This is a genomic window from Serinicoccus kebangsaanensis (assembly GCF_008919445.1).
Classification (GTDB): Bacteria; Actinomycetota; Actinomycetes; order Actinomycetales; family Dermatophilaceae; genus Ornithinicoccus; species Ornithinicoccus kebangsaanensis.
Genome location: NZ_VSLG01000001.1, coordinates 75899 through 97197 on the forward strand (window position 1 = coordinate 75899; position 21299 = coordinate 97197).

General features: G+C 70.3%; 14 protein-coding genes. 8 read left to right on the forward strand and 6 right to left on the reverse strand.

The features are described from left to right. The first annotated feature begins 37 nt into the window (after positions 1–37). Genes FXF60_RS00345 through FXF60_RS00360 form a run of 4 tightly spaced genes read left to right on the forward strand, consistent with a single transcriptional unit; the run spans position 38 to position 4017 of the window. Positions 38–1357 (forward strand): branched-chain amino acid ABC transporter permease, encoded by a 1320-nt coding sequence (locus FXF60_RS00345; RefSeq protein ID WP_151523274.1) that lies wholly within the window; start codon positions 38–40, stop codon positions 1355–1357. 11 nt (positions 1358–1368) lie between these two features. After that, a complete protein-coding gene (locus FXF60_RS00350; protein WP_151523275.1) occupies positions 1369–2358 on the forward strand; it encodes a branched-chain amino acid ABC transporter permease in 990 nt (329 codons plus the stop codon). Continuing rightward, the gene (locus FXF60_RS00355; protein ID WP_151523276.1) at positions 2348–3280 is read left to right on the forward strand and encodes an ABC transporter ATP-binding protein; all 933 of its coding nucleotides are present in this window, start codon (positions 2348–2350) and stop codon (positions 3278–3280) included. The genes FXF60_RS00350 and FXF60_RS00355 overlap by 11 nt, the downstream gene beginning before the upstream one ends. After that, positions 3277–4017 (forward strand): ABC transporter ATP-binding protein, encoded by a 741-nt coding sequence (locus tag FXF60_RS00360; protein WP_151523277.1) that lies wholly within the window; start codon positions 3277–3279, stop codon positions 4015–4017. The genes FXF60_RS00355 and FXF60_RS00360 overlap by 4 nt, the downstream gene beginning before the upstream one ends. An 86-nt stretch (positions 4018–4103) precedes the next feature. On the opposite strand, the gene FXF60_RS00365 is transcribed toward FXF60_RS00360, so the two are convergent. Together FXF60_RS00365 and FXF60_RS00370 are read right to left on the reverse strand one after the other, a co-directional pair. Next, entirely contained in the window at positions 4104–5450 is a 1347-nt protein-coding gene (locus FXF60_RS00365) for an ABC transporter substrate-binding protein (protein ID WP_192796537.1), read from the reverse strand. 98 nt (positions 5451–5548) lie between these two features. Further along, positions 5549–6397, reverse strand: coding sequence for a class I SAM-dependent methyltransferase (locus tag FXF60_RS00370; RefSeq protein WP_151523278.1), 849 nt, complete (start codon positions 6395–6397; stop codon positions 5549–5551). A gap of 160 nt (positions 6398–6557) precedes the next feature. On the opposite strand from FXF60_RS00370, the gene rpsA reads away from it, so the two are divergent. From rpsA to FXF60_RS00390, 4 genes are all read left to right on the forward strand, one after another. Then, positions 6558–8018: a 30S ribosomal protein S1 gene (gene rpsA, locus FXF60_RS00375; protein WP_151523279.1), complete on the forward strand. Its 1461-nt coding sequence runs from the start codon at positions 6558–6560 to the stop codon at positions 8016–8018. A gap of 229 nt (positions 8019–8247) precedes the next feature. Then, positions 8248–9975, forward strand: coding sequence for a BCCT family transporter (locus FXF60_RS00380; RefSeq protein ID WP_238335609.1), 1728 nt, complete (start codon positions 8248–8250; stop codon positions 9973–9975). 95 nt (positions 9976–10070) lie between these two features. Further along, positions 10071–12182, forward strand: coding sequence for an excinuclease ABC subunit UvrB (gene uvrB / locus FXF60_RS00385; protein WP_151523281.1), 2112 nt, complete (start codon positions 10071–10073; stop codon positions 12180–12182). 185 nt (positions 12183–12367) lie between these two features. Continuing rightward, positions 12368–13498 (forward strand): TerC family protein, encoded by a 1131-nt coding sequence (locus FXF60_RS00390; RefSeq protein ID WP_238335610.1) that lies wholly within the window; start codon positions 12368–12370, stop codon positions 13496–13498. Here the strand turns inward: FXF60_RS00390 and FXF60_RS00395 are convergent. The 4 genes from FXF60_RS00395 to gltB are packed head-to-tail and all read right to left on the reverse strand — an operon-like array spanning position 13389 to position 21108. Then, the gene (locus tag FXF60_RS00395; RefSeq protein ID WP_238335611.1) at positions 13389–14360 is read right to left on the reverse strand and encodes an EamA family transporter; all 972 of its coding nucleotides are present in this window, start codon (positions 14358–14360) and stop codon (positions 13389–13391) included. The genes FXF60_RS00390 and FXF60_RS00395 overlap by 110 nt on opposite strands. Beyond that, positions 14357–15043, reverse strand: coding sequence for an MBL fold metallo-hydrolase (locus tag FXF60_RS00400; protein WP_238335612.1), 687 nt, complete (start codon positions 15041–15043; stop codon positions 14357–14359). Before FXF60_RS00400 ends, FXF60_RS00395 begins: the two co-directional genes overlap by 4 nt. A gap of 25 nt (positions 15044–15068) precedes the next feature. Next, a complete protein-coding gene (locus FXF60_RS00405) occupies positions 15069–16529 on the reverse strand; it encodes a glutamate synthase subunit beta (RefSeq protein ID WP_151523282.1) in 1461 nt (486 codons plus the stop codon). After that, a complete protein-coding gene (gltB, locus tag FXF60_RS00410) occupies positions 16522–21108 on the reverse strand; it encodes a glutamate synthase large subunit (protein WP_151523283.1) in 4587 nt (1528 codons plus the stop codon). Before gltB ends, FXF60_RS00405 begins: the two co-directional genes overlap by 8 nt. Positions 21109–21299: the final 191 nt, after the last annotated feature.

A 21299-nucleotide genomic window follows, 5' to 3' on the forward strand; every position in this document is an offset into this window, starting at 1 on the left:
GTGGTTTACTCCCGGTGTCCACATCGAAGGAGATCCCGTGACCGCCCGCCTGTGGGCAGCACTCGCTGCCGTCCTGCTGGGTCTGTTCCTCGGCGCGGGTCTGCCCGGCGGCACCCCTGCCGCCGCGGTCCCCACGACGGTCGTGAGCGCCGCCGAGGAGGCGGCCGAGTCGGTGCAGGGCACGCTGCGCGACCCGGACCGGGAGCCGATCGAGGGGGTGACCGTCACGGTCACCCAGGACGGCGCCGAGATCGGCAGCGCCACCACCGACGCCGAGGGGACGTGGGCGGTGCCGCTCCCGGGGCCGGGGGCATACACCGTCACCCTCGACGTGGCGGGACTGCCCGAGGGGGTGGCCCCGCGCACCGAGGGTGGAGAGGTGCTCGACGGGGTGCAGGTCAGGGCCGGGGCCTCCCAGGGAGTCATCTTCCAGCTCGGGACCGGTGAGGTCGACGAGGGAGGCGGGGGAGTCCCGGTCGGGCGCGTGCTCCAGCTCGTGGTGGACGGCATCAAGTTCGGGGCGATCATCGCCATCACCGCGGTCGGTCTCTCCCTGGTCTTCGGGACCACCAAGCTCATCAACTTCGCGCACGGCGAGTTCGTCACGATCGGCGCCGTCGCGGCCTACTTCCTCAGCACCTCGCCGGGCAACCTCCCGATCATCCTCGCGGCCGTCCTCGCGATGGCGGTCGGGGGTGCCGTGGCGGGTGGCTTCGAGGTGACCCTGTGGCGCCCCCTGCGGCGTCGCGGCGCCGGGCTGATCCAGATGTTCATCGTCGCCATCGGGTTGTCCCTGCTGCTGCGGCACCTCGTCCTCATCATCTTCGGGTCCCGGCGGCAGCAGTACGACGAGTACTCCCTGCAGACCGCGCTCACCCTCGGGCCGGTGCGCATCACGCCACGGGACCTCATCATCACCGTGCTCGCCTTCGTCATCATGGTGGCGGTGGCCGTCATGCTGCAGCGGACGCGGATCGGGACGGCGATGCGCGCGGTCAACGACAACCGGGACCTCGCGGAGGCGTCCGGGATCGACGTGCAGCGGGTGATCCTGGTCGTCTGGGTGCTGGGTGGTGCGCTGGCCGCGATCGGCGGCGTGTTCCTCGGGCTGACGCAGGCGATCTACAGCGAGATGGGCTTCGAGCTGCTGCTGCTGATGTTCGCCGGCGTCATCCTGGGTGGGCTGGGCAGTGCCTACGGAGCCATGCTCGGCTCGCTGGTCATCGGGCTGGTCTCGCAGCTGTCCACGCTGTGGTTCCCGGCGTCCCTGGCCTACATGTGGGCGCTGCTGGTCATGATCCTCGTGCTCCTCGTGCGGCCGCAGGGCATCCTGGGTCGCCGTGAGCGGGTCGGCTGAGGGAGACGACGATGGACATCCTTGCGGTTCTCTCGGTCGCGATCCGGGGCGCGCTCGGCCCGGAGGCCGCGATCTACGCCCTCGCCGCCATCGGGCTGAACATGCACTTCGGCTACACCGGGCTGCTCAACTTCGGCCAGGTGGGGTTCATGCTCGTGGGTGCCTACGGCACCGCGATCTCGGTGCTCTCCTTCGGCTTCCCGTTGTGGGCCGGCGTCCTCGTCGGCATGGCGTGCGCGGTCGTGCTGGCGCTGATCCTCGGGGTCCCCACGCTACGGTTGCGTGGCGACTACCTGGCCATCGCGACGATCGCGGCCGCCGAGGTGCTGCGTTACGTCTACCGCTCCTCCTTCGCCGAGCCGGTCACGGGTGGGGTCTACGGCCTGGTGCAGTTCGCCGGGAGCTTCTACGAGCTCAATCCCTTCTCGGGTCCGCTCGAGCTCGGGCCGCTCCGGTTCGGCGACCGCGCCCTGTGGCTGATGACGGTGGCCTGGGGCATCACCCTGCTCGCCGCGGTGCTGGTGTGGCTGCTCATCCACAGCCCGTGGGGCCGGGTGCTGCGCGCCGTCCGCGAGGACGAGGAGGCCGCCCGGAGCCTGGGCAAGAACGTCTTCGCCTACAAGATGCAGGCGCTGGTCCTCGGTGGCGTCCTCGGCGCCCTCGCCGGCGCCCTGCTGGCGATCAACAGCCAGGCGATCACCCCGGACGCCTTCATCCCGATCATCACCTTCTACCTGTGGACGATCATGATCCTCGGCGGCGCCAGCCGGGTGCTCGGGCCGATCATCGGCTCGATCGTCTTCTGGTTCCTGCTGACCTTCCTGGACGCGTTCCTGCGGGGCGCCATGTCCGCGGGCTGGATCCCCGGGGGCCTGCTGGTCCCCAGCGACATCGGTGCGGTGCGCTTCGCGGCCGTCGGCCTCGGCCTCATGCTGCTGATGATGTTCCGACCCGCTGGTCTCATCGGCAACCGGAAGGAGCTGCGTCTCGATGTCCGATGACACGCATGCCGAGATCGTCGCCCAGCGCGAGGCCGTCGTGGAGCAGGAGCGCGCGCACGAGGCCGAGCCCTCGGCCGGTGCCCGTCGCGCGGCGCAGGCGCTGGCGGGGGTCGCCAACACTCCCGGGGTGGCGAAGCCGGACCCGATCCTGGTGGCGGACGACATGGCCAGGCACTTCGGTGGTGTGCGCGCCGTCGAGGTGGAGCACCTCGAGGTGCAGCGCGGCACCATCACGGCCCTCATCGGCCCCAACGGTGCCGGGAAGTCCACCTTCTTCAACCTCATCACCGGGTTCGACCGCCCGGACAGCGGCCGGTGGGCGTTCGAGGGGCGGGACATCACCGGCCGGCCGCCGCACCGGATCGCCCGAGCGGGGATGGTCCGGACGTTCCAGCTGACCAAGGCGCTGACCCGCCTGACCAGTCTGGAGAACCTCATGCTCGGCGCCACCGGGCAGCGGGGGGAGGGCATGCTCGCCTCGCTGCTGCGGCCCTCGTGGGCGGCCCAGGAGGCGCAGATCACCTCCCGCGCGGAGGAGCTGCTGGACCGGTTCAACCTGACCCACATGCGGGACGAGTTCGCGGGGACCATGTCCGGCGGGCAGCGCAAGCTGCTCGAGATGGCCCGGGCGCTCATGGTGCAGCCCCAGATGATCCTGCTGGACGAGCCGATGGCCGGCGTCAACCCGGCCCTGACCCAGTCCCTCCTGGGGCACATCGAGGCCCTGCGGGACGAGGGCATGACGATCGTGCTCGTCGAGCACGACATGGACGTCATCATGTCGATCAGCGACTGGGTGGTCTGCTTCGCCCAGGGCCAGGTCATCGCCGAGGGGCGTCCGGACGACATCCGCAAGGACTCCGCCGTCATCGACGCCTACCTCGGCACCCACCGGGCACTGCACGAGGAGGACCCCTCATGAGCGAGGGCACGACCGCGATCCTGTGGACCGAGGACTTGGTGGCCGGGTACATCCCCGACGTGGACATCCTGCGCGGGTGCACGGTCGAGGTGCGTACCGGCGAGCTGGTCGGCATCATCGGCCCGAACGGTGCCGGCAAGTCCACGCTCATCAAGGCGATGTTCGGGCTGGTGCCGGTGCGTTCGGGCCGGGTCATGCTCCAGGGGCAGGACATCACGTCCCGGCCCGCCCACTCGCTGGTGGCCGACGGGCTCGGCTACGTGCCGCAGAACAACAACGTCTTCCCCTCGCTCACGGTCGAGGAGAACCTCCAGATGGGCCTCTACCTGCGCCCGAAGGAGTATGCCGCGCGCTTCGCCGAGGTGAGCGACCTCTACCCGCTGCTCGCCGACCGGCGGGCCCAGCGCGCCGGGTCGTTGTCGGGAGGGGAGCGGCAGGTGGTCGCGATGGGGCGTGCGCTCATGACCGGCCCGCACGTGCTCTTCCTCGACGAGCCCTCCGCCGGCCTGTCCCCGCTCATGCAGGACTCCGTCTTCGAGGCGGTGTCCCGGATCAACTCGGCCGGCGTGTCGGTCCTCATGGTGGAGCAGAACGCGCGGCAGTGCCTGGACATCTCGGACCGCGCCTACGTGCTCGACCAGGGACAGGACGCCTACACGGGCACCGGGGCCGAGCTGGCGTCGGACCCGAAGGTGATCGAGCTCTACCTCGGCACGCTGGCCCGGATCGAGGGCTGAGGAGCGACCTCGGACGCACGAGGGCCCGGCACCCATGGTGCCGGGCCCTCGCCTCGCCAGGCGCGTGTCCGCGTGGCTCCGAGCGGTTACTCGCTCGGGTTGGCCTCCACGGTCTCGACGGACTGCAGCTCACCGGCGTCGTCGAACTCGTAGACCTCGATCGTGGCCGTCCCCGGTTCACCCGCCTCGGTGAAGTCGAGCGGGCCGCTCGCGCCGTTGTAGTCGATGTCCTCGCCGTCCTCGAGCAGACCCTTGCACTCCTCGAAGGAGCTGCACTCGGTGCCGTCGATGGTCACGCCGTTCACCTCGGCCTTGAAGTCGGCGGCGTTGACCGACCCGGCGGCCTCGGCGGCCAGCGCCATCGTCACCGCGCAGTCGTAGACCTGCGGCGCGAACTGGGTCTCCTCCAGGTCGGGGGCGAACTCCTCCAGCCGGGTGATGAAGTCCGGGTTGTCGGCCGAGGCGGGGGCGGTGCCCTTCATGCCGGCGATGACACTCGGGTCCGACTCGTTGACGATGCTCCCCAGGTCTGCCGAACGCAGCCCGTCCGCGCCGTACACGCCCACGGCGTCCGGCGTCAGCCCGGCCTCGAACATCCCCTGGAGGATCTGACCGCCCTCCTCGAAGGCGATGACCACCACGGCGTCCGGCTCGGCCGCCTCGACCGAGGAGACGACCGCGTTGAACTCCCGGGCCAGCGGGTCGTAGCTCTCGTTGAGCGCCACCGTGGCCCCGGCGTTCTCCAGGGCCGCGGCGGTGGCGTCGGCCAGACCGGCGCCGTAGTCGTCGGCACGCGCGACGATGGCCACGTTGCTGTAGCCGTCGTTGACGATGGTGTTGGCCAGCACCGGTCCCTGGAGGGCGTCCGAGGGTGCGGTCCGCACGTACAGGCCGTCGTCCTGGTAGTCGGTGAAGGTCGGCGCGGTGTTGGAGCCGGAGCACTGCATGACGTTGGCGCCGGTGACCCGGTCGATGATCGCCAGGGACATGCCGGAGGCGGCGGCGCCGACGATCGCGCTGGGCTGGTCCGCGAGGATCCGGTCCGCGGCCTGCTGCGCCGCGGCCTCCTGGCCCGCCTCGTCACCGGCGACGGGGGCGGGGACCTCGTTGCCGAGGACACCGCCGGCGGCGTTGATGTCCTCGATGGCCAGGCCGAGCGCCTCGATCTGCGGGGGTCCGAGGAAGGCGAGCTGGCCGGTCTCCGGCAGCACGTAGCCGAAGGTGAAGGTGTCCGAGGTGTTGCCGTCGCCACCGGCCGCCGGCTCCTCGCTCTCCATGCCGTCGTCCGAGGACTCGGCGTCCTCGCCGCCACCCTCCTCGGCGGCGGTGTCCTCGCTCGCGCCGCCGTCCTCCTCGGCGGTGCCGCCGCACGCCGCCAGCAGCGCCAGCGCCGACACGGCGGCCACGGTCCTCAGGTGGGTCGATACACGCATGTTCCCTCTTTCAGCTCGGGGGCCTCGTCGCCCGTCCACGGGGTTTCACCCTAGGCGGAAAGTGGTGGTGGAGGGTTCATCGTCACCAAACTGTGACCTCAGGACCCCTGCCGGTCGTCGGCGCCCGGGCGGGCGGCGACGAGCAGGGCCGTGCCGGGCACCACGGAGCCGCGGACGGCGCTCCACCCACCCCACGTGCGCCGACCCTCCCGCCAGGCGGGTTCGTGCAGGTCCACCAGGACCAGGCCCGCGGCGTGCACGGCTCGCACGAGGTCCCCGACGGTGCGGTGGTGCTCGGTGTACGTCGCCCTGCCGTCGGCGGACTCCTCGACGTAGGCCGACCGGTCGAAGTAGCTGTGCCGGGCGACGAGTCCCTCCGGCCCCGGGGCGTCGGGGAAGACCCACCGGAACGGGTGGGGGAGGGAGAAGGCCACCCGGCCGCCCGGTCGCACCACGCGCGCCCACTCGCGCAGCGTGGCGGCGGTGTCCGGCACGAAGGCCAGCACACCGTGCGCCGTGAAGAGCACGTCCATGCTGGCGTCGGCGAACGGGAGCGCGGCCCCGTCGCACTGCACGTAGGCCACCGGGGCCGCGCCGGCGCCGTCGTGGTCCAACCGGCCGGCCACCGCGAGCATGCCGGCGCTCAGGTCCGCGCAGACGACCCGGGCCCCCTGTCGCGCGCACCACCGTCCTCCCTGGGCCGCACCGGCGCCGACCTCGAGCACGTCCCGACCGGCCAGCGGTCCCAGCACGCCCAGCTCCGACTCGGTCGCGCCCTCCGGGCCCCACGTCAGCTCGGCATCACCCAGGTCGACGCCGTGCTCGGCGTGGTACCGCTCCGCCTCCTCGTCCCACCAAGAGCGCCCGGCGCGGACCGACTCGGCGTGGCCGGCGGCCCGGCGGACCGCCCGGTCCGGTGAGGGGGGCGGGGGACTGGGGGCGGGCATACCCCCAGTCTGCCCTTTTGACCTGCGCGTCCGGCACCGATAGGCTGGACGGGTTCGTCTCGTGTGTTCGGCATGCCCGGACACAGGGCGAGACCAGCGCCTGACAAGCACTGCATCCATCCATCCATACATCTGTGTCCACAATCGGAGTCCCTACTACATGACTGCCACCACGGCCGAGAAGGCCACCTCCCAGATCGCTGTCAACGACATCGGCTCTGAGGAGGAACTGCTCGCGGCCATCGACGCCACGATCAAGAACTTCAACGACGGAGACATCGTCGAGGGCGTGATCGTCAAGGTCGACCGCGACGAGGTCCTGCTCGACATCGGCTACAAGACCGAGGGTGTCATCCCCTCCCGCGAGCTGGCCATCAAGCACGACGTCGACCCCTCCGAGGTCGTCACCGTCGGCGACGAGGTCGAGGCCCTGGTCCTCCAGAAGGAGGACAAGGAGGGTCGGCTGATCCTGTCCAAGAAGCGCGCGCAGTACGAGCGCGCCTGGGGCTCGATCGAGCAGATCAAGGAGGAGGACGGCGTCGTCACCGGCACCGTCATCGAGGTGGTCAAGGGCGGCCTGATCCTGGACATCGGCCTGCGTGGCTTCCTCCCGGCCTCCCTGGTCGAGATGCGCCGCGTCCGCGACCTGCAGCCCTACGTGGGCAAGGAGATCGAGGCCAAGATCATCGAGCTGGACAAGAACCGCAACAACGTGGTCCTGTCCCGCCGGGCCTGGCTGGAGCAGACCCAGTCCGAGGTCCGCACCACCTTCCTCAAGGAGCTCGCCAAGGGCCAGGTGCGTTCCGGTGTGGTCAGCAGCATCGTCAACTTCGGTGCCTTCGTCGACCTCGGCGGCGGCGTCGACGGCCTGGTGCACGTCTCCGAGCTGTCCTGGAAGCACATCGACCACCCGGGTGAGGTCGTCGAGGTGGGCGACGAGGTCACCGTGGAGGTGCTCGACGTCGACATGGACCGGGAGCGTGTCTCGCTGTCGCTCAAGGCCACCCTCGAGGACCCGTGGCAGACCTTCGCCCGGACCCACGCCATCGGCCAGGTCGTGCCGGGCAAGGTCACCAAGCTGGTGCCCTTCGGCGCGTTCGTGCGGGTCGAGGACGGCATCGAGGGCCTGGTGCACATCTCCGAGCTCGCCGAGCGGCACGTGGAGCTGCCCGAGCAGATCGTCACGGTCGGCGCCGAGGTCTTCGTCAAGGTCATCGACATCGACCTGGAGCGTCGGCGCATCTCACTGTCGCTCAAGCAGGCCAACGATGCGGTCGCCTCCGAGTTCGACCCGACGCTCTACGGCATGGCGGCTGAGTACGACGAGCAGGGCAACTACAAGTACCCCGAGGGCTTCGACCCGGAGACCAACGAGTGGCTCGAGGGCCACGAGGAGCAGCGGGAGAAGTGGGAGAAGGAGTACGCCGACGCCCACGAGCGCTGGGAGGCGCACAAGGCCCAGGTCGAGGCGGCCACCGAGGCCGACGCCGCCGCCGGCGTCGAGGTGGCGCCGACCTCCGCGTCCTACTCCTCGGACGACAGCACGACCGACGAGGACGCCGGCACCCTGGCCTCCGACGAGGCGCTGGCCGCTCTGCGGGAGAAGCTGACCGGCAACTGACCCCTCCCTGGGGAGGTCCACGACGATCCGCCCTGCCGCACGGCAGGGCGGATCGTCGCGTTCTGGCCCGCGCCGAGATGGATTGACCGTGTTACCGTCATAGGTGCGGAGGCGCTCGGCATCCGCGCAGATTGTTTTTTCTGTACACCACCTCACGGAATCGGAGATCATGAGCGAATCCGTCAAAGACACGGAACAGCCCGGACGGGCTGGTGCTGAAGAAGTGTCCGTGGAGCAGCAGCTGCTGAACCACGGTGTCAAGCTCGGGGCCGGAGGGGTCGCCACCAGAGTGTTCTGGCCGGCCCTCATCATCGTCGCGGTCGTGGCATTGTTCTCTGCCATCTTCACCGACACCGCGGGCACATTCTGGAATGCCATCCAGAGCGGCATTGTCACCAACTTCGGCTGGTTCTACACCGTGGCGATCGCCGGGTTCGTCGTTTTCGCCCTGTTCCTCGCGTTCAGCCGTTTCGGTGATATCACCCTCGGCCGGGACGGTGAGGAGGCCGAGTTCGGCCTGATGTCCTGGTTCGCCATGCTCTTCGCCGCCGGCATGGGTATCGGTCTGGTCTTCTACGGCGTGGCCGAGCCGCTGACCTTCTTCACCTCCCCGCCGCCCGGCGTCTCCCCCGACGCGTCCACGGCCGACCTGGCCGAGCGGGCGATGGCCCAGACGTTCATGCACTGGGGCTTCCACCCCTGGTCGGTCTACGCCATCGTCGGGCTGGCCCTGGCCTACGCCATCCACCGCAAGGGCCGGCCGGTCTCGATCCGGTGGGCGCTGGAGCCGTTGTTCGGTGACCGGGTCAAGGGCACGCTCGGGGACGTCGTCGACATCCTGGCGATCGTCGGGACCGTCTTCGGCGTCGCCACCTCCCTCGGGCTCGGCGTCACCCAGGTGGCCACCGGGCTGAGCGAGCTGGGGATCGTCGGGGAGAGCACCAACACCCTCCTGGTCATCCTCATCGTCGCGATCACCTGCGTCGCCATCGTCTCGGTGGTGAGCGGTGTCGGCAAGGGCATCCGCTACCTGTCCAACGCCAACCTCGTGCTCGCCGGGATCTTCCTGCTGGCGGTGCTGCTGCTGGGCCCGACCCTGTTCCTCGCGCGCGACTTCGTGCAGTCGCTGGGTGCCTACGCCGCGAACATCGTCCCGATGACCTTCGAGGGCTTCGCGTTCAGCGGTGAGGACGGCATCAGCTGGGCCAGCGGCTGGACCATCTTCTACTGGGGCTGGTGGATCTCCTGGGCACCCTTCGTCGGTGTCTTCATCGCCCGGATCTCCCGGGGCCGGACCGTGCGCGAGTTCGTGACCGGCACGCTGCTGGTGCCCACGCTGGCGAGCTTCGTGTGGTTCACCGTCATGGGTGGCACCGCCATCCTTCGACAGATCGAGCAGGGAGACCTCGTCGGAGAGGACGGGGTCACCGCGGAGATCGCCCTCTTCGACACCCTGGGCACGTTGCCGCTCGGCACCGTGCTGTCCGGGATCGCCATCATCCTCGTCGTCATCTTCTTCGTGACGTCGTCGGACTCCGGCTCGCTGGTGGTGGACATGCTGGCCTCGGGTGGACACCCGGACCCGCCCACCTGGAGCCGTGTGCTGTGGGCCTCGCTGGAGGGACTGGTCGCGATCGGGCTGCTGCTCGCGGGTGGTTCCGCCGGGTTGAGCGCGCTGCAGGCAGGGTCGGTGGCGACCGGGTTCCCGTTCGCCGTGGTGATGGTCCTCATCGCGATCTCGCTCTACAAGGCGCTCGCGAAGGAGCACCGGGTGATCACCCAGAGCGAGATGCGGATGCGTCGCCGTGAGCTCACGGGTGAGCTGCACGACAACTTCGACGACGTCTTCGGGCCCAAGGTCGACGACCGCATCGACTACGCGCTGTCCAACACCCACGGTGTGGGGTGGCGTGCCGGCCGCCGGAAGAAGCCGCAGACGCAGGACCAGACCCGCTGACGCGGCATACCGCCCGGTCGCGGGTGTGACGGCGAAAGGTGGTCCGGCCGATGGCCGGGCCACCTTTGTCGGTGCCGGGGTCTACCGTGGAGCACATGCGTCCGACCACCGACCTGCAGCGCACGGTCAACCCGTTCCGGGTCGTCTCCGACTACCACCCGAGCGGCGACCAGCCGACCGCCATCGACCAGCTCGCGCGCCGGGTGCAGGCCGGCGAGCAGGACATCGTGCTGCTGGGAGCCACCGGCACCGGCAAGTCCGCGACGACGGCCTGGATGATCGAGCAGGTCCAGCGCCCGACCCTGGTCATGGCGCCGAACAAGACGCTCGCCGCCCAGCTCGCCAACGAGTTCAAGGAGCTGCTGCCGCACAACGCGGTGGAGTACTTCGTCAGCTACTACGACTACTACCAGCCCGAGGCCTACGTCCCGCAGACGGACACCTACATCGAGAAGGACTCCTCGATCAACGACGAGGTGGAGCGGCTGCGGCACTCGGCGACGAACTCGCTGCTGACCCGGCGGGACGTCGTCGTCGTGGCGTCGGTGTCCTGCATCTACGGTCTCGGGACGCCGCAGGAGTACGTCGACCGGATGGCGCGGCTCCGGGTCGGTGAGACCGTCGAGCGGGACGAGCTGCTGCGCCGGTTCGTCACCATGCAGTACACCCGCAACGACATGGCGTTCTCGCGGGGCACGTTCCGCGTGCGCGGCGACACGGTCGAGATCATCCCGCAGTACGAAGAGCTGGCGGTGCGCGTCGAGTTCTTCGGTGACGAGATCGACCGGCTCTACACCCTCAACCCGCTCACCGGGGAGGTCGTGCGGGAGGAGCAGGAGATGTATGTCTTCCCTGCCTCCCACTACGTCGCCGGTCCGGAGCGGATGGAGCGGGCGATCTCCGGCATCGAGAGCGAGCTGGCGGAGCAGCTCGCGACCTTCGAGCAGCAGGGCAAGCTGCTGGAGGCGCAGCGGCTGCGCATGCGGACGACCTACGACATCGAGATGATGCGCCAGGTGGGCTCCTGCTCCGGCATCGAGAACTACTCACGGCACATCGACGGCCGCTCGTCCGGGTCGGCGCCGAACTGCCTGCTGGACTACTTCCCCGAGGACTTCCTGCTCGTGGTCGACGAGTCGCACGTCACGGTCCCGCAGATCGGGGCGATGTACGAAGGGGACATGTCCCGCAAGCGGACCCTGGTCGACCACGGCTTCCGGCTGCCCAGCGCGATGGACAACCGGCCGCTGAAGTGGGAGGAGTTCCTCGAGCGGATCGGTCAGACGGTCTACCTCTCGGCCACCCCGGGCGACTACGAGATGGCCAAGAGCGAGGGCTACGTCGAGCAGATCATCCGGCCCACCGGGCTGGTGGACCCCGAGGTGGTGCTCAAGCCCACCAAGGGACAGATCGACGACCTGCTGCACGAGATCGGTCTCCGGGTGGAGCGGGACGAGCGGGTCCTGGTGACCACGCTCACCAAGAAGATGGCCGAGGACCTCACCGACTACCTGCTCGACAAGGGTGTGCGGGTCCGGTACCTCCACTCCGAGGTGGACACGCTGCGCCGGGTGGAGCTGCTGCGGGAGCTGCGGCTGGGGGAGTACGACGTCCTGGTGGGGATCAACCTGCTCCGGGAGGGTCTGGACCTGCCCGAGGTGTCGCTGGTGAGCATCCTCGACGCGGACAAGGAGGGTTTCCTGCGCTCCGCCAGATCGCTCATCCAGACGATCGGGCGCGCGGCCCGCAACGTGTCGGGTCAGGTGCACATGTATGCCGACAGCCTCACCCCGTCCATGGAGGAGGCGATCGAGGAGACCAACCGGCGCCGTGACAAGCAGCTCGCCTACAACGCTGCGGAGGGGATCGACCCGACACCGCTGCGCAAGCGGATCGCGGACATCACCGACATGCTCGAGCGCGAGGACGCCGACACCGAGGCGCTCATGGGCAGCGGGCGCAACCAGTCGCGGGGCAAGGGCCAGACCGGTCGGCGTGGGGCTCCCGCGGCAGCCGGCACCGGCGCGGTCCAGCGGCGCACCGGCGAGGGTCTGCCGGCCACCGAGCTGGCCGGGCTCATTCAGGAGCTCACCGAGCAGATGCACCAGGCCGCGACCGACCTGCACTTCGAGCTCGCCGCCCGGTTGCGGGACGAGATCGGCGACCTGAAGAAGGAGCTGCGTCAGATGCGGGAGGCGACCGGGTGACGTGAGACGATGGGGGTGTTCATCGGAGGGGAGTATCCCCACCCCGTGACCTCATCGTCACCACGGCCCGGCGGCCCGGTGAGGTCGGCACCGGTCGCCGGGGCCAGCGCACGCTGCCCGGCGCAGATGCGGGAGAGACCTCCGGTCCGGCATCGTGTGCCCTGATCGGAAGGTAGTCAACCCGTATGGATGTCCCCGGCTGGGTCTGGACCGTCACCCTGGTCCTCATCGCCCTCGTCTTCACCTTCGACCTGCTGGTCCTGGGCCGTCGACCGCACGAGCCGTCCCGGCGAGAGGTCTCGGTGGCGCTGTCGATCTACATCGGGATGGCGGTCCTCTTCGGGCTCGGGGTGCTGGTCACCTCCGGCGGGCAGGTCGCGGCCGAGTTCTACGCGGGCTGGTTGATGGAGTACTCCCTGTCCATCGACAACCTGTTCATCTTCCTCATCATCATGGCCAAGTTCGGGGTGCCCCGGAAGTACCAGCAGTTCGCCCTCATGGTGGGCATCGTCATGGCCCTGGTCATGCGGGCCATCTTCATCCTGGTGGGAGCCGCGGCCATCGAGCGGTGGTCCTGGGTCTTCTACCTCTTCGGGGCGTTCCTCATCTACACCGCGGTCAGGCTGGCGATGGAGAACCTCGGGCACGACGACGAGGAGGACGAGTACCACGAGAACGCCCTCCTGCGCTGGGTCGAGAAGCGCTTCCCCGTCACCCAGTCCTGGGACGGCGGCACCAAGCTGCGGGTGGTGGAGAGCGGCAAGCGCGTGCTGACCCCGATGGCGATCGTCATCCTCGCCCTCGGCACGACGGATCTGCTCTTCGCCCTGGACTCGATCCCGGCGATCTTCGGACTGACCCAGGAGCCCTACCTGGTGCTCATGGCCAACGTCTTCGCGCTCATGGGTCTGCGCCAGCTGTACTTCCTGCTGGGTGACCTGCTGAAGCGGCTGGTCTACCTCGGCCTCGGGCTGTCGGTCCTGCTGGCCTTCATCGGCGTGAAGCTGGTGCTGCACGCCATGCACGAGAACGACCTGTCCTTCCTCAACGGCGGTGAGCCGTTCGGCGTCCCGGAGGTCCCGATCTGGCTGTCGCTGACGGCGATCGTGGGCATCCTCGGGGTGACGGCCGTGGCCAGCCTGGCGAAGTCCCGCCGCGACGCGGCCCGGGGTGTCACGCACGAGGGCGACGAGGCGCGGCTGGACATCAACGAGGTGGGGCTGCTCGGCGGCTCCCAGCACGGCGAGGACCGGAGCGACCGGAGCGACCGGAGCGACCGGAGCCACGCGGCGGAGGACTCCCGGGACGGTCGCTGACCGGGCGCACCGGTCGGCCGAGGACCGCGATGCTCGCGAGCACCACCAGCGCCATGCCGGCGAGCTGGGCCGCCCCGAGCACCTGCCCGAGGATGAGCAGCCCGGCCAGGGCCGCGGCTGCCGGCTCCAGGCTGAGCAGCACCCCGAACGTCCCCGGTGGCAACCGCCGCAGCGCCACCAGCTCCAGGCTGTAGGGGATCGCGGAGGACAGCAGGGCGATCCCCAGCCCACGCAGCAGGGCCTCGGGGTGCCACAGCGACGCCCCCGCCGTGAGCACGCCGAACGGGAGGGTCGCCACCGCGCCGAGCGCCATGCAGATCGCGATCCCGTCGAGGCCGTCGAACCGGGCACCCGTGCGTCGGCTCAGCACGATGTAGCCGGCCCAGCAGGCCCCGGCCGTGGCCGCGAGCAGGATCCCCACCAGGTCCAGCTCGCCGAGCGGTGTGGTCAGCGACTCGGAGATCAGCACCACCCCCGCCAGCGCCCCCAGGACGGCGACCGCGTCGCGGGCGCGACGGGACAGTGCAGCAGCCAGCGCGAGCGGGCCGAGGAACTCGATGGTGACCGCCACCCCGATCGGCAACCGGACCAGGCTGCCGTAGAACGCGAGGTTCATGCACGTGAGCGCGACGGCGAAGAGGCCCACCGTGCCCCAGTCGCCGGCCGTGCGGCCACGGAGCCGGGGCCGCACCACGACGCACAGGAGGGCAGCCGCCAGGGTGAGGCGGAGCGCGACGGACCCGACGACACCCACCATCGGGAGCAGGGTGGCGGCGAGGGCACCGCCGAACTGCACCGAGACGACCGCCAGCAGCACCAGGACGACCGGGCGGGCGGCCGGGGACGGCGTCGAGGTGGTCACCAACCCCGCTCGCGCCACTGGCCGAGCGAGGGTCGCTCGGCGCCCAGCGTGCTGTTGTCGCCGTGGCCAGGGAGGACCAGGGCGTCGTCGGAGAAGGCGGCGAACACCCGTTGCTCCAGGTCGTCCATCAGGCTGGTGAAGTCCGCCGGCGTGGCGGTCTTGCCCGGTCCGCCAGGGAACAGGCTGTCCCCGGTGAACAGCAGTGAGGTGGTGCGGTCGGCCGCCGTGCTCAGCGCCACCGCCACCGATCCGGGGGTGTGCCCGCGGAGGTGGATGACGTCGAGCACGAGGTGCCCCACCCGCACCGTGTCACCGTCGCGCAGCCGCCGGTCGACGCGCACCGGGAGGTCCGCCGCGTCGGCCGCGCCCGCGAGCGTGGTCGCGCCGGTGCGCCCGACCACCGCGGCCAGCGCCCGGTGGTGGTCCCAGTGCGAGTGCGTGGTCAGCACCTGCTCCAGGGTGGAGCCGGAGCCCTCTGGGTCCTCCTCCATCAGCCGCTGGATCCGGTCGGGGTCGTCGGCGGCGTCGATGAGCAGCCGCGCGCCGGTGGCCGTGCACGTGACGAGGTAGACGTTGTTGTCCATCTCGCCCACGCTGCACTTGCGCACGACGGCGGAGCCGAGGTCGTAGGTCCAGGCCGGTCCACCAGGGGTGACGTGTCCGTGCGGGTCCGTGTGCTTCACCCCACGATCCTAGGTGGCCCGGTCCTCACGCGGTGAGCGGGCGTTCGCTCGCGCGGATCGGGGAGGGCAGGGTTGTGGCCCCGGACAGGTAGGTGTCGACGGTGGCGGCGCAGGCGCGGCCCTCGGCGATCGCCCAGACGATCAACGACTGGCCGCGCCCGCAGTCGCCCGCCGCGAAGACGCCGTCCAGCGGGGTCGCGAAGGCGTCGTCCCGCTCGTAGGTGTTGCGGGACGTGCGCGGCAGGGCCGCGGCGGGGGCAGCCTGCTCGTCCGGCCCGACGAAGCCCATCGCGAGGAGCACCAGCTCGGCCGGGATCTCCCGCTCGGTGCCCTCCACGGGCACGAAGCGACCGTCGGTGAACTCCCCGTCGACGAGCACCAGGGCGCGGACCCGCCCCTCGTCGTCGCCCAGGACCTCAAGGGTGGACACGCCGTAGTTCCGGTCGCCGCCCTCCTCGTGCGCCTCGCTGACCTTGTACAGCATCGGGTAGGTCGGCCACGGCTGGTTCTCGGGACGCTCCTGCGGGGGAGTGGGCATGATCTCCAGCTGCATCACCGAGGCGGCACCGTGCCGGTGCGCCGTCCCGAGGCAGTCCGCCCCGGTGTCGCCGCCACCGATGATCACGACGTGCTTCCCGCCCGCGTCGATCCCGCGCTCACCGCCCAGGGCCTCCTTGTTGGCGGGGACCAGGAACTCCATCGCAGGATGGACCCCGTCGAGATCCGCACCCGGCACCTGGAGCAGGCGGGGCACTGTGGACCCCGTGGCCAGGACGACAGCGTCGAAGCGCTCGCGCAGCTGCTCCAGCGACTCGTCGTCCGGGCCGTCGCCGCCGATGGTGACCCCGGTGACGAAGCGGATGCCCTCACCGCGCAGCTGGACCAGCCGACGGTCCAGCACGGTCTTCTCCATCTTGAACTCAGGGATGCCGTAGCGCAGCAGGCCACCGACCGCGTCCGAGCGCTCGTAGACCACCACCGTGTGCCCGGCCCGTCCCAGCTGCTGGGCGGCGGCCAGCCCGGCCGGACCCGACCCGACGACGGCCACGGTCTTGCCGCTGAGCCACTCGGGCTCCTGCGGGGTGACCCGTCCGTTGGAGAAGGCCCGGTCGATGATCGAGACCTCGATCTGCTTGATCGTCACCGGTGGCTGGTTGATCCCCAGGACGCAGGCGGTCTCGCACGGTGCGGGGCAGAGCCGGCCGGTGAACTCGGGGAAGTTGTTGGTGGCGTGCAGCCGCTCGATGGCCTCGGCGAAGTTGGCCCGGCGCGTGTGGTCGTTCCACTCCGGGATGAGGTTGCCCAGGGGGCACCCCGTGTGGCAGAAGGGGATGCCGCAGTCCATGCAGCGGCTCGCCTGCCGCTGCAGCACCGAGGTCTCCTGCTCGCCGTGCACCTCCTCCCAGTCCATGATGCGGACCGGCACGGGGCGGCTCGGACGGTTCTCCCGCTCGCGGTGCGTCAGGAAGCCTTTCGGGTCAGCCATGGGAGTCCTCCAGGATGAGTTGCCAGGCGTGCGGGCCGTTGGGGTCGTCGCCCCGTTCCTCGGCCTCGCGACGGATGCGCAGGACGTTGGCGTACTGCCGTGGGGTGATGACGGTGAGGCGCAGCGCCCAGTCCGGGTCGTCGAGCAGCTGCCGGGCGACGGTGCTGCCGGTGAGCTGATGGTGCTCCTCGATGATCCGCCGGACGGTCTCCACCTCCTCCGTCTCGGGGAGCGGCGTGAGCAGCAGGTCACCCCCTGCCATGGCGAGCGGGTTGAGCCGCCCCTGGTCCAGGTCCAGCACCACGCCGGTGCCCCCGGACATACCGGCGCCGAGGTTGCGGCCGGTCCGGCCCAGGATGACGGCGGTGCCGCCCGTCATGTACTCCAGGGCGTGGTCACCCACACCCTCGACGACCGCGGTGGCCCCCGAGTTGCGGACGCAGAAGCGCTCGCCCACGAGGCCACGGACGTTGACCTGCCCGGCGGTGGCGCCGTAGCAGATGACGTTGCCCGCGATGACCTGGTCGGTCGCGACGAAGGGGGAGTCCTCCGGTGGCCGCACCACGATGCGCCCGCCGGAGAGGCCCTTGCCGACGAAGTCGTTGGCGTCGCCGACCAGCCTCAGGGTGATCCCCCGCGGGAGGAAGGCACCCAGGGACTGACCCGCCGAACCGGTGAGGGTGAGGTCGATGGTCCCGTCGGGCAGGCCGTCCGGACCGGCCGTCCGGGTCACCTGGTGCCCGAGGAGGGTCCCCACGGTGCGGTTCACGTTCGTCACCGGGAAGCTGCCGCTCACCGGGCTGCCGTCGGTCAAGGCGGGTGCCGCCATCTCGATCAGCTGGTTGTCCAGGGCCGCGTCCAGACCGTGCTCCTGGGTCGTGGTGTTCCGCCGGGACGCACCCTCGGGGATGTCCGTGAGGCTCAGGACCGGGGCCAGGTCGAGCCCGTCGGCCTTCCAGTGCTCGACGGCGCGAGAGGTGTCCAGCAGGTCGGCGCGTCCGATGACCTCGTCCAGGCTGCGGTAGCCGAGCTCGGCCAGCAGCTCACGCACCTGCTGGGCGATGAACTCGAAGAAGGTCACCACGAACTCGGCCTTGCCGGTGTAGCGCTCCCGCAGCTCCGGGTTCTGGGTCGCGATGCCCACCGGGCAGGTGTCCAGGTGGCAGACCCGCATCATGATGCAGCCGGACACCACGAGCGGTGCCGTCGCGAAGCCGAACTCCTCGGCCCCGAGCAGGGCCGCCACCAGCACGTCCCGGCCGGTCTTGAGCTGCCCGTCGCACTGCACCACGATCCGGTCCCTCAGGCCGTTGAGCAGCAGCGTCTGCTGGGTCTCGGCCAGCCCCAGCTCCCAGGGCGTGCCCGCGTGCTTGAGCGAGGTCAGCGGGCTGGCGCCGGTGCCGCCGTCGTGCCCCGAGATGAGGACCACGTCCGACTTGGCCTTGGAGACGCCCGCGGCGACCGTGCCCACGCCGATCTGGCTCACCAGCTTGACGTGGATCCGCGCCGTGGGGTTGGCGTTCTTCAGGTCGTGGATCAGCTGCTTGATGTCCTCGATCGAGTAGATGTCGTGGTGCGGCGGCGGCGAGATCAGCCCCACCCCGGGGGTGGAGTGCCGGGTGCTGGCCACCCAGGGGTAGACCTTGCCCGGAGGCAGCTGCCCCCCTTCGCCCGGCTTGGCGCCCTGCGCCATCTTGATCTGGATGTCGTCCGCGTGGACGAGGTACGGGGACGTGACACCGAACCGCCCGGACGCGACCTGCTTGATGGCCGAGCGGCGCTCCGGGTCCAGCAGCCGCTCGACGTCCTCGCCGCCCTCGCCGGTGTTGGACTTGCCACCGAGCCGGTTCATGGCGATGGCGAGCGTCTCGTGCGCCTCCTGGGAGATGGAGCCGTAGCTCATGGCGCCGGTGGCGAACCGGGTGACGATCTCGGAGACGGGCTCCACCTCCTCGACCGGCACCGGCTCCCGGTCGGGGCGCAGCCCGAACAGTCCCCGCAGCGTCATGAGGGCCGCCGACTGCTCGTCCACGAGCCGGGTGTACTGCTGGAAGACGTCGTAGCGTCCCTGCCGGGTGGCGTGCTGCAGCCGGAAGACCGCCTCCGGGCTGAACAGGTGCGGAGGTCCCTCCCGGCGCCACTGGTACTCGCCGCCGATGTCGAGGCTGCGGTGGTAGGGCGGGATGCCGGAGAGGGGATAGGCGACGGCGTGCCGACGCCGCACCTCCTCGGCGATGACGTCCAGGCCCACGCCGTCGATCTGGCTGGTGGTCCCGGTGAACCACCGCTCGACGTCGTCCTTGGCCAGCCCGACGGCCTCGAACGTCTGGGCACCGCGGTAGGACGCGATGGTGGAGATGCCCATCTTCGACATCACCTTGAGCACCCCCTTGCCCAGCGCCTTGATGAGGTTGGCGATGGCCACGTCGGGGTCCAGCCCGTCCAGCACCTGACCGGCCGAGCAGAGGTTCTCGACCGTCTCCATCGCCAGGTAGGGGTTGACCGCGGCCGCGCCGTAGGCGACCAGCAGGGCGACGTGGTGGACCTCGCGCACGTCGCCGGCCTCGACCAGCAGCCCCACGCGGGTGCGGGTGTTGTTGCGCACCAGGTGGTGGTGGACCGCGCTGGTCAGCAGCAGCGAGGGGATCGGGGCACGCTCCCGGTCCGCGTGACGGTCCGAGAGCACCACGAAGAAGGCGCCGGCCGCGATCGCCTGGTCCACCTCGGCGCAGATCTCCTCGAGCCGCTGCTCCAGGGCCGCCGCACCGCCGTCGACGCGGTAGAGGCCGCGGACCACCACGGCCGCGAACTCAGGGTGCTCGCCCTCCACGTTGATCCGCCGCAGCTTGGCGAGCTGGTCGTTGTCGATCACCGGGAACGGCAGCACCACCTGCTTGGCGTGCGCCGGCGTCTCGGTGAGCAGGTTGGGCTCCGGCCCGGACGAGCTCCCGAGCGAGGTGACGATCTCCTCGCGGATGGCGTCCAGCGGCGGGTTGGTGACCTGGGCGAAGGCCTCCACGAAGTAGTCGAAGAGCAGGCGGGGCCGGTCCGAGAGGGCGGCGATGGGGGTGTCCGTGCCCATCGCACCGAGCGGCTCCGCACCGGCCTGGGCCATCGGGGCCAGGATGATCCGCAGCTCCTCCTCGGTGTAGCCGAAGATCTGCTGGCGCCGGGTGACCGAGGCGTGCGTGTGGCGGACGTGCACCTGGTCCGGCAGCGAGGACATGTGCACCAGCTCCTCGTCCAGCCACTCGCGGTAGGGCTGCCGGGCGGCGAGATCCTTCTTCACCTGGGTGTCGTCGAGGATCTCCCCCTGCTCGAGGTCGACGAGGAACATCCGGCCGGGCGCCACGCGCCCCTTGCGGACGACCTTCTCGGACGGGATGGGGAGCAGGCCGGACTCCGAGCCGAGGACGACGAGCCCGTCGTCGGTCACCCAGTAGCGGGACGGGCGCAGACCGTTGCGGTCCAGGACGGCACCGATCTGCGTGCCGTCCGTGAAGACGAGGTTGGCCGGGCCGTCCCACGGCTCCATGAGCATCGAGTGGTACTCGTAGAAGGCCCGCACCTGCGGGTCCATGGTGTCGTCGTTCTCCCACGACTCGGGGATCATCATGAGCACCGCGTGGGGCAGCGAGCGCCCGCCCAGGTTGAGCAGTTCCACGACCTCGTCGAAGGTGGCCGAGTCGCTGGCCTCCGGGGTGCAGATGGGCAGCGCGTCAGCCAGCTCGCCGGGGAAGAGGTCGCTGCGCAGCTGGGACTGCCGGGCCCGCATCCAGTTGCGGTTCCCCTTCACCGTGTTGATCTCCCCGTTGTGGGCGATCACCCGGTAGGGGTGGGCCAGCGGCCAGGAGGGGAAGGTGTTGGTGGAGAAGCGCGAGTGCACCACGGCGAGGGCGCTGGTGTAGCGCTCGTCGGTGAGGTCGGGGAAGTAGGCCGGCAGCTGGTCGGTGGTCAGCATCCCCTTGTAGGTGATGGTCCGGGTGGAGAGGGAGACCGGGTAGGCGGTCGTGCGCCGCTCGATCCGCTTGCGGGCCAGCCAGACGCGCCGCTCCAGCTCGATCCCCTCCTCCTCGGGCGCCTCGGTCCCGGCCGCCACCACGAGCTGCCGCATGACGGGCATGACGGACAGCGCGGTCGGTCCGACCAGGCCCGCGTCCACCGGGACCTCGCGCCAGCCGAGGACCGCGAGCCCCGAGGCCTCGACGATCTCCTCCACCTGGGCCGCGACCTCGTCCGCCTGACCGTCGCCCGGGAGGAAGACGATGCCCACGGCATACCGTCCGGGCGACGGGAGCTCGAACGGGAGCTCCTCGCGGAGGAAGGAGTCCGGCAGCTGGGTGAGGATGCCGGCGCCGTCACCGGTGTTCTCCTCGCTCCCGACGGCCCCGCGGTGGTCGAGGTTGTGCAGCGCGGTGAGGGCGTGGGCGACGATCTCGTGCCGGGGCACCCCGTCCAGGGTGGCCACGAAGGCGACGCCGCAGCTGTCGTGCTCGTGGGCGCCGTCGTAGAGCCCCTGCGGGGCGGCACCGGGCACGGGACGCAGGGCAGCGGCGGTCGGGAGGATCGTCTCTGTCATGGGATCACCGGTTTCGGAACGGGGTCGCGACGGGCAGCGACCGGAGGAACACGTTGCGGGACTGCGGCGGCCCGGCGACAATTTCATGCAGTGGTCAGCATACCTATGCATTCACTCTGACGGAAAAGCCGTTGGGCGGGAGGTGTGTCGGTGGTGGGACCTACAGTGGAGGGGTGCCATCTTCGCCTGCT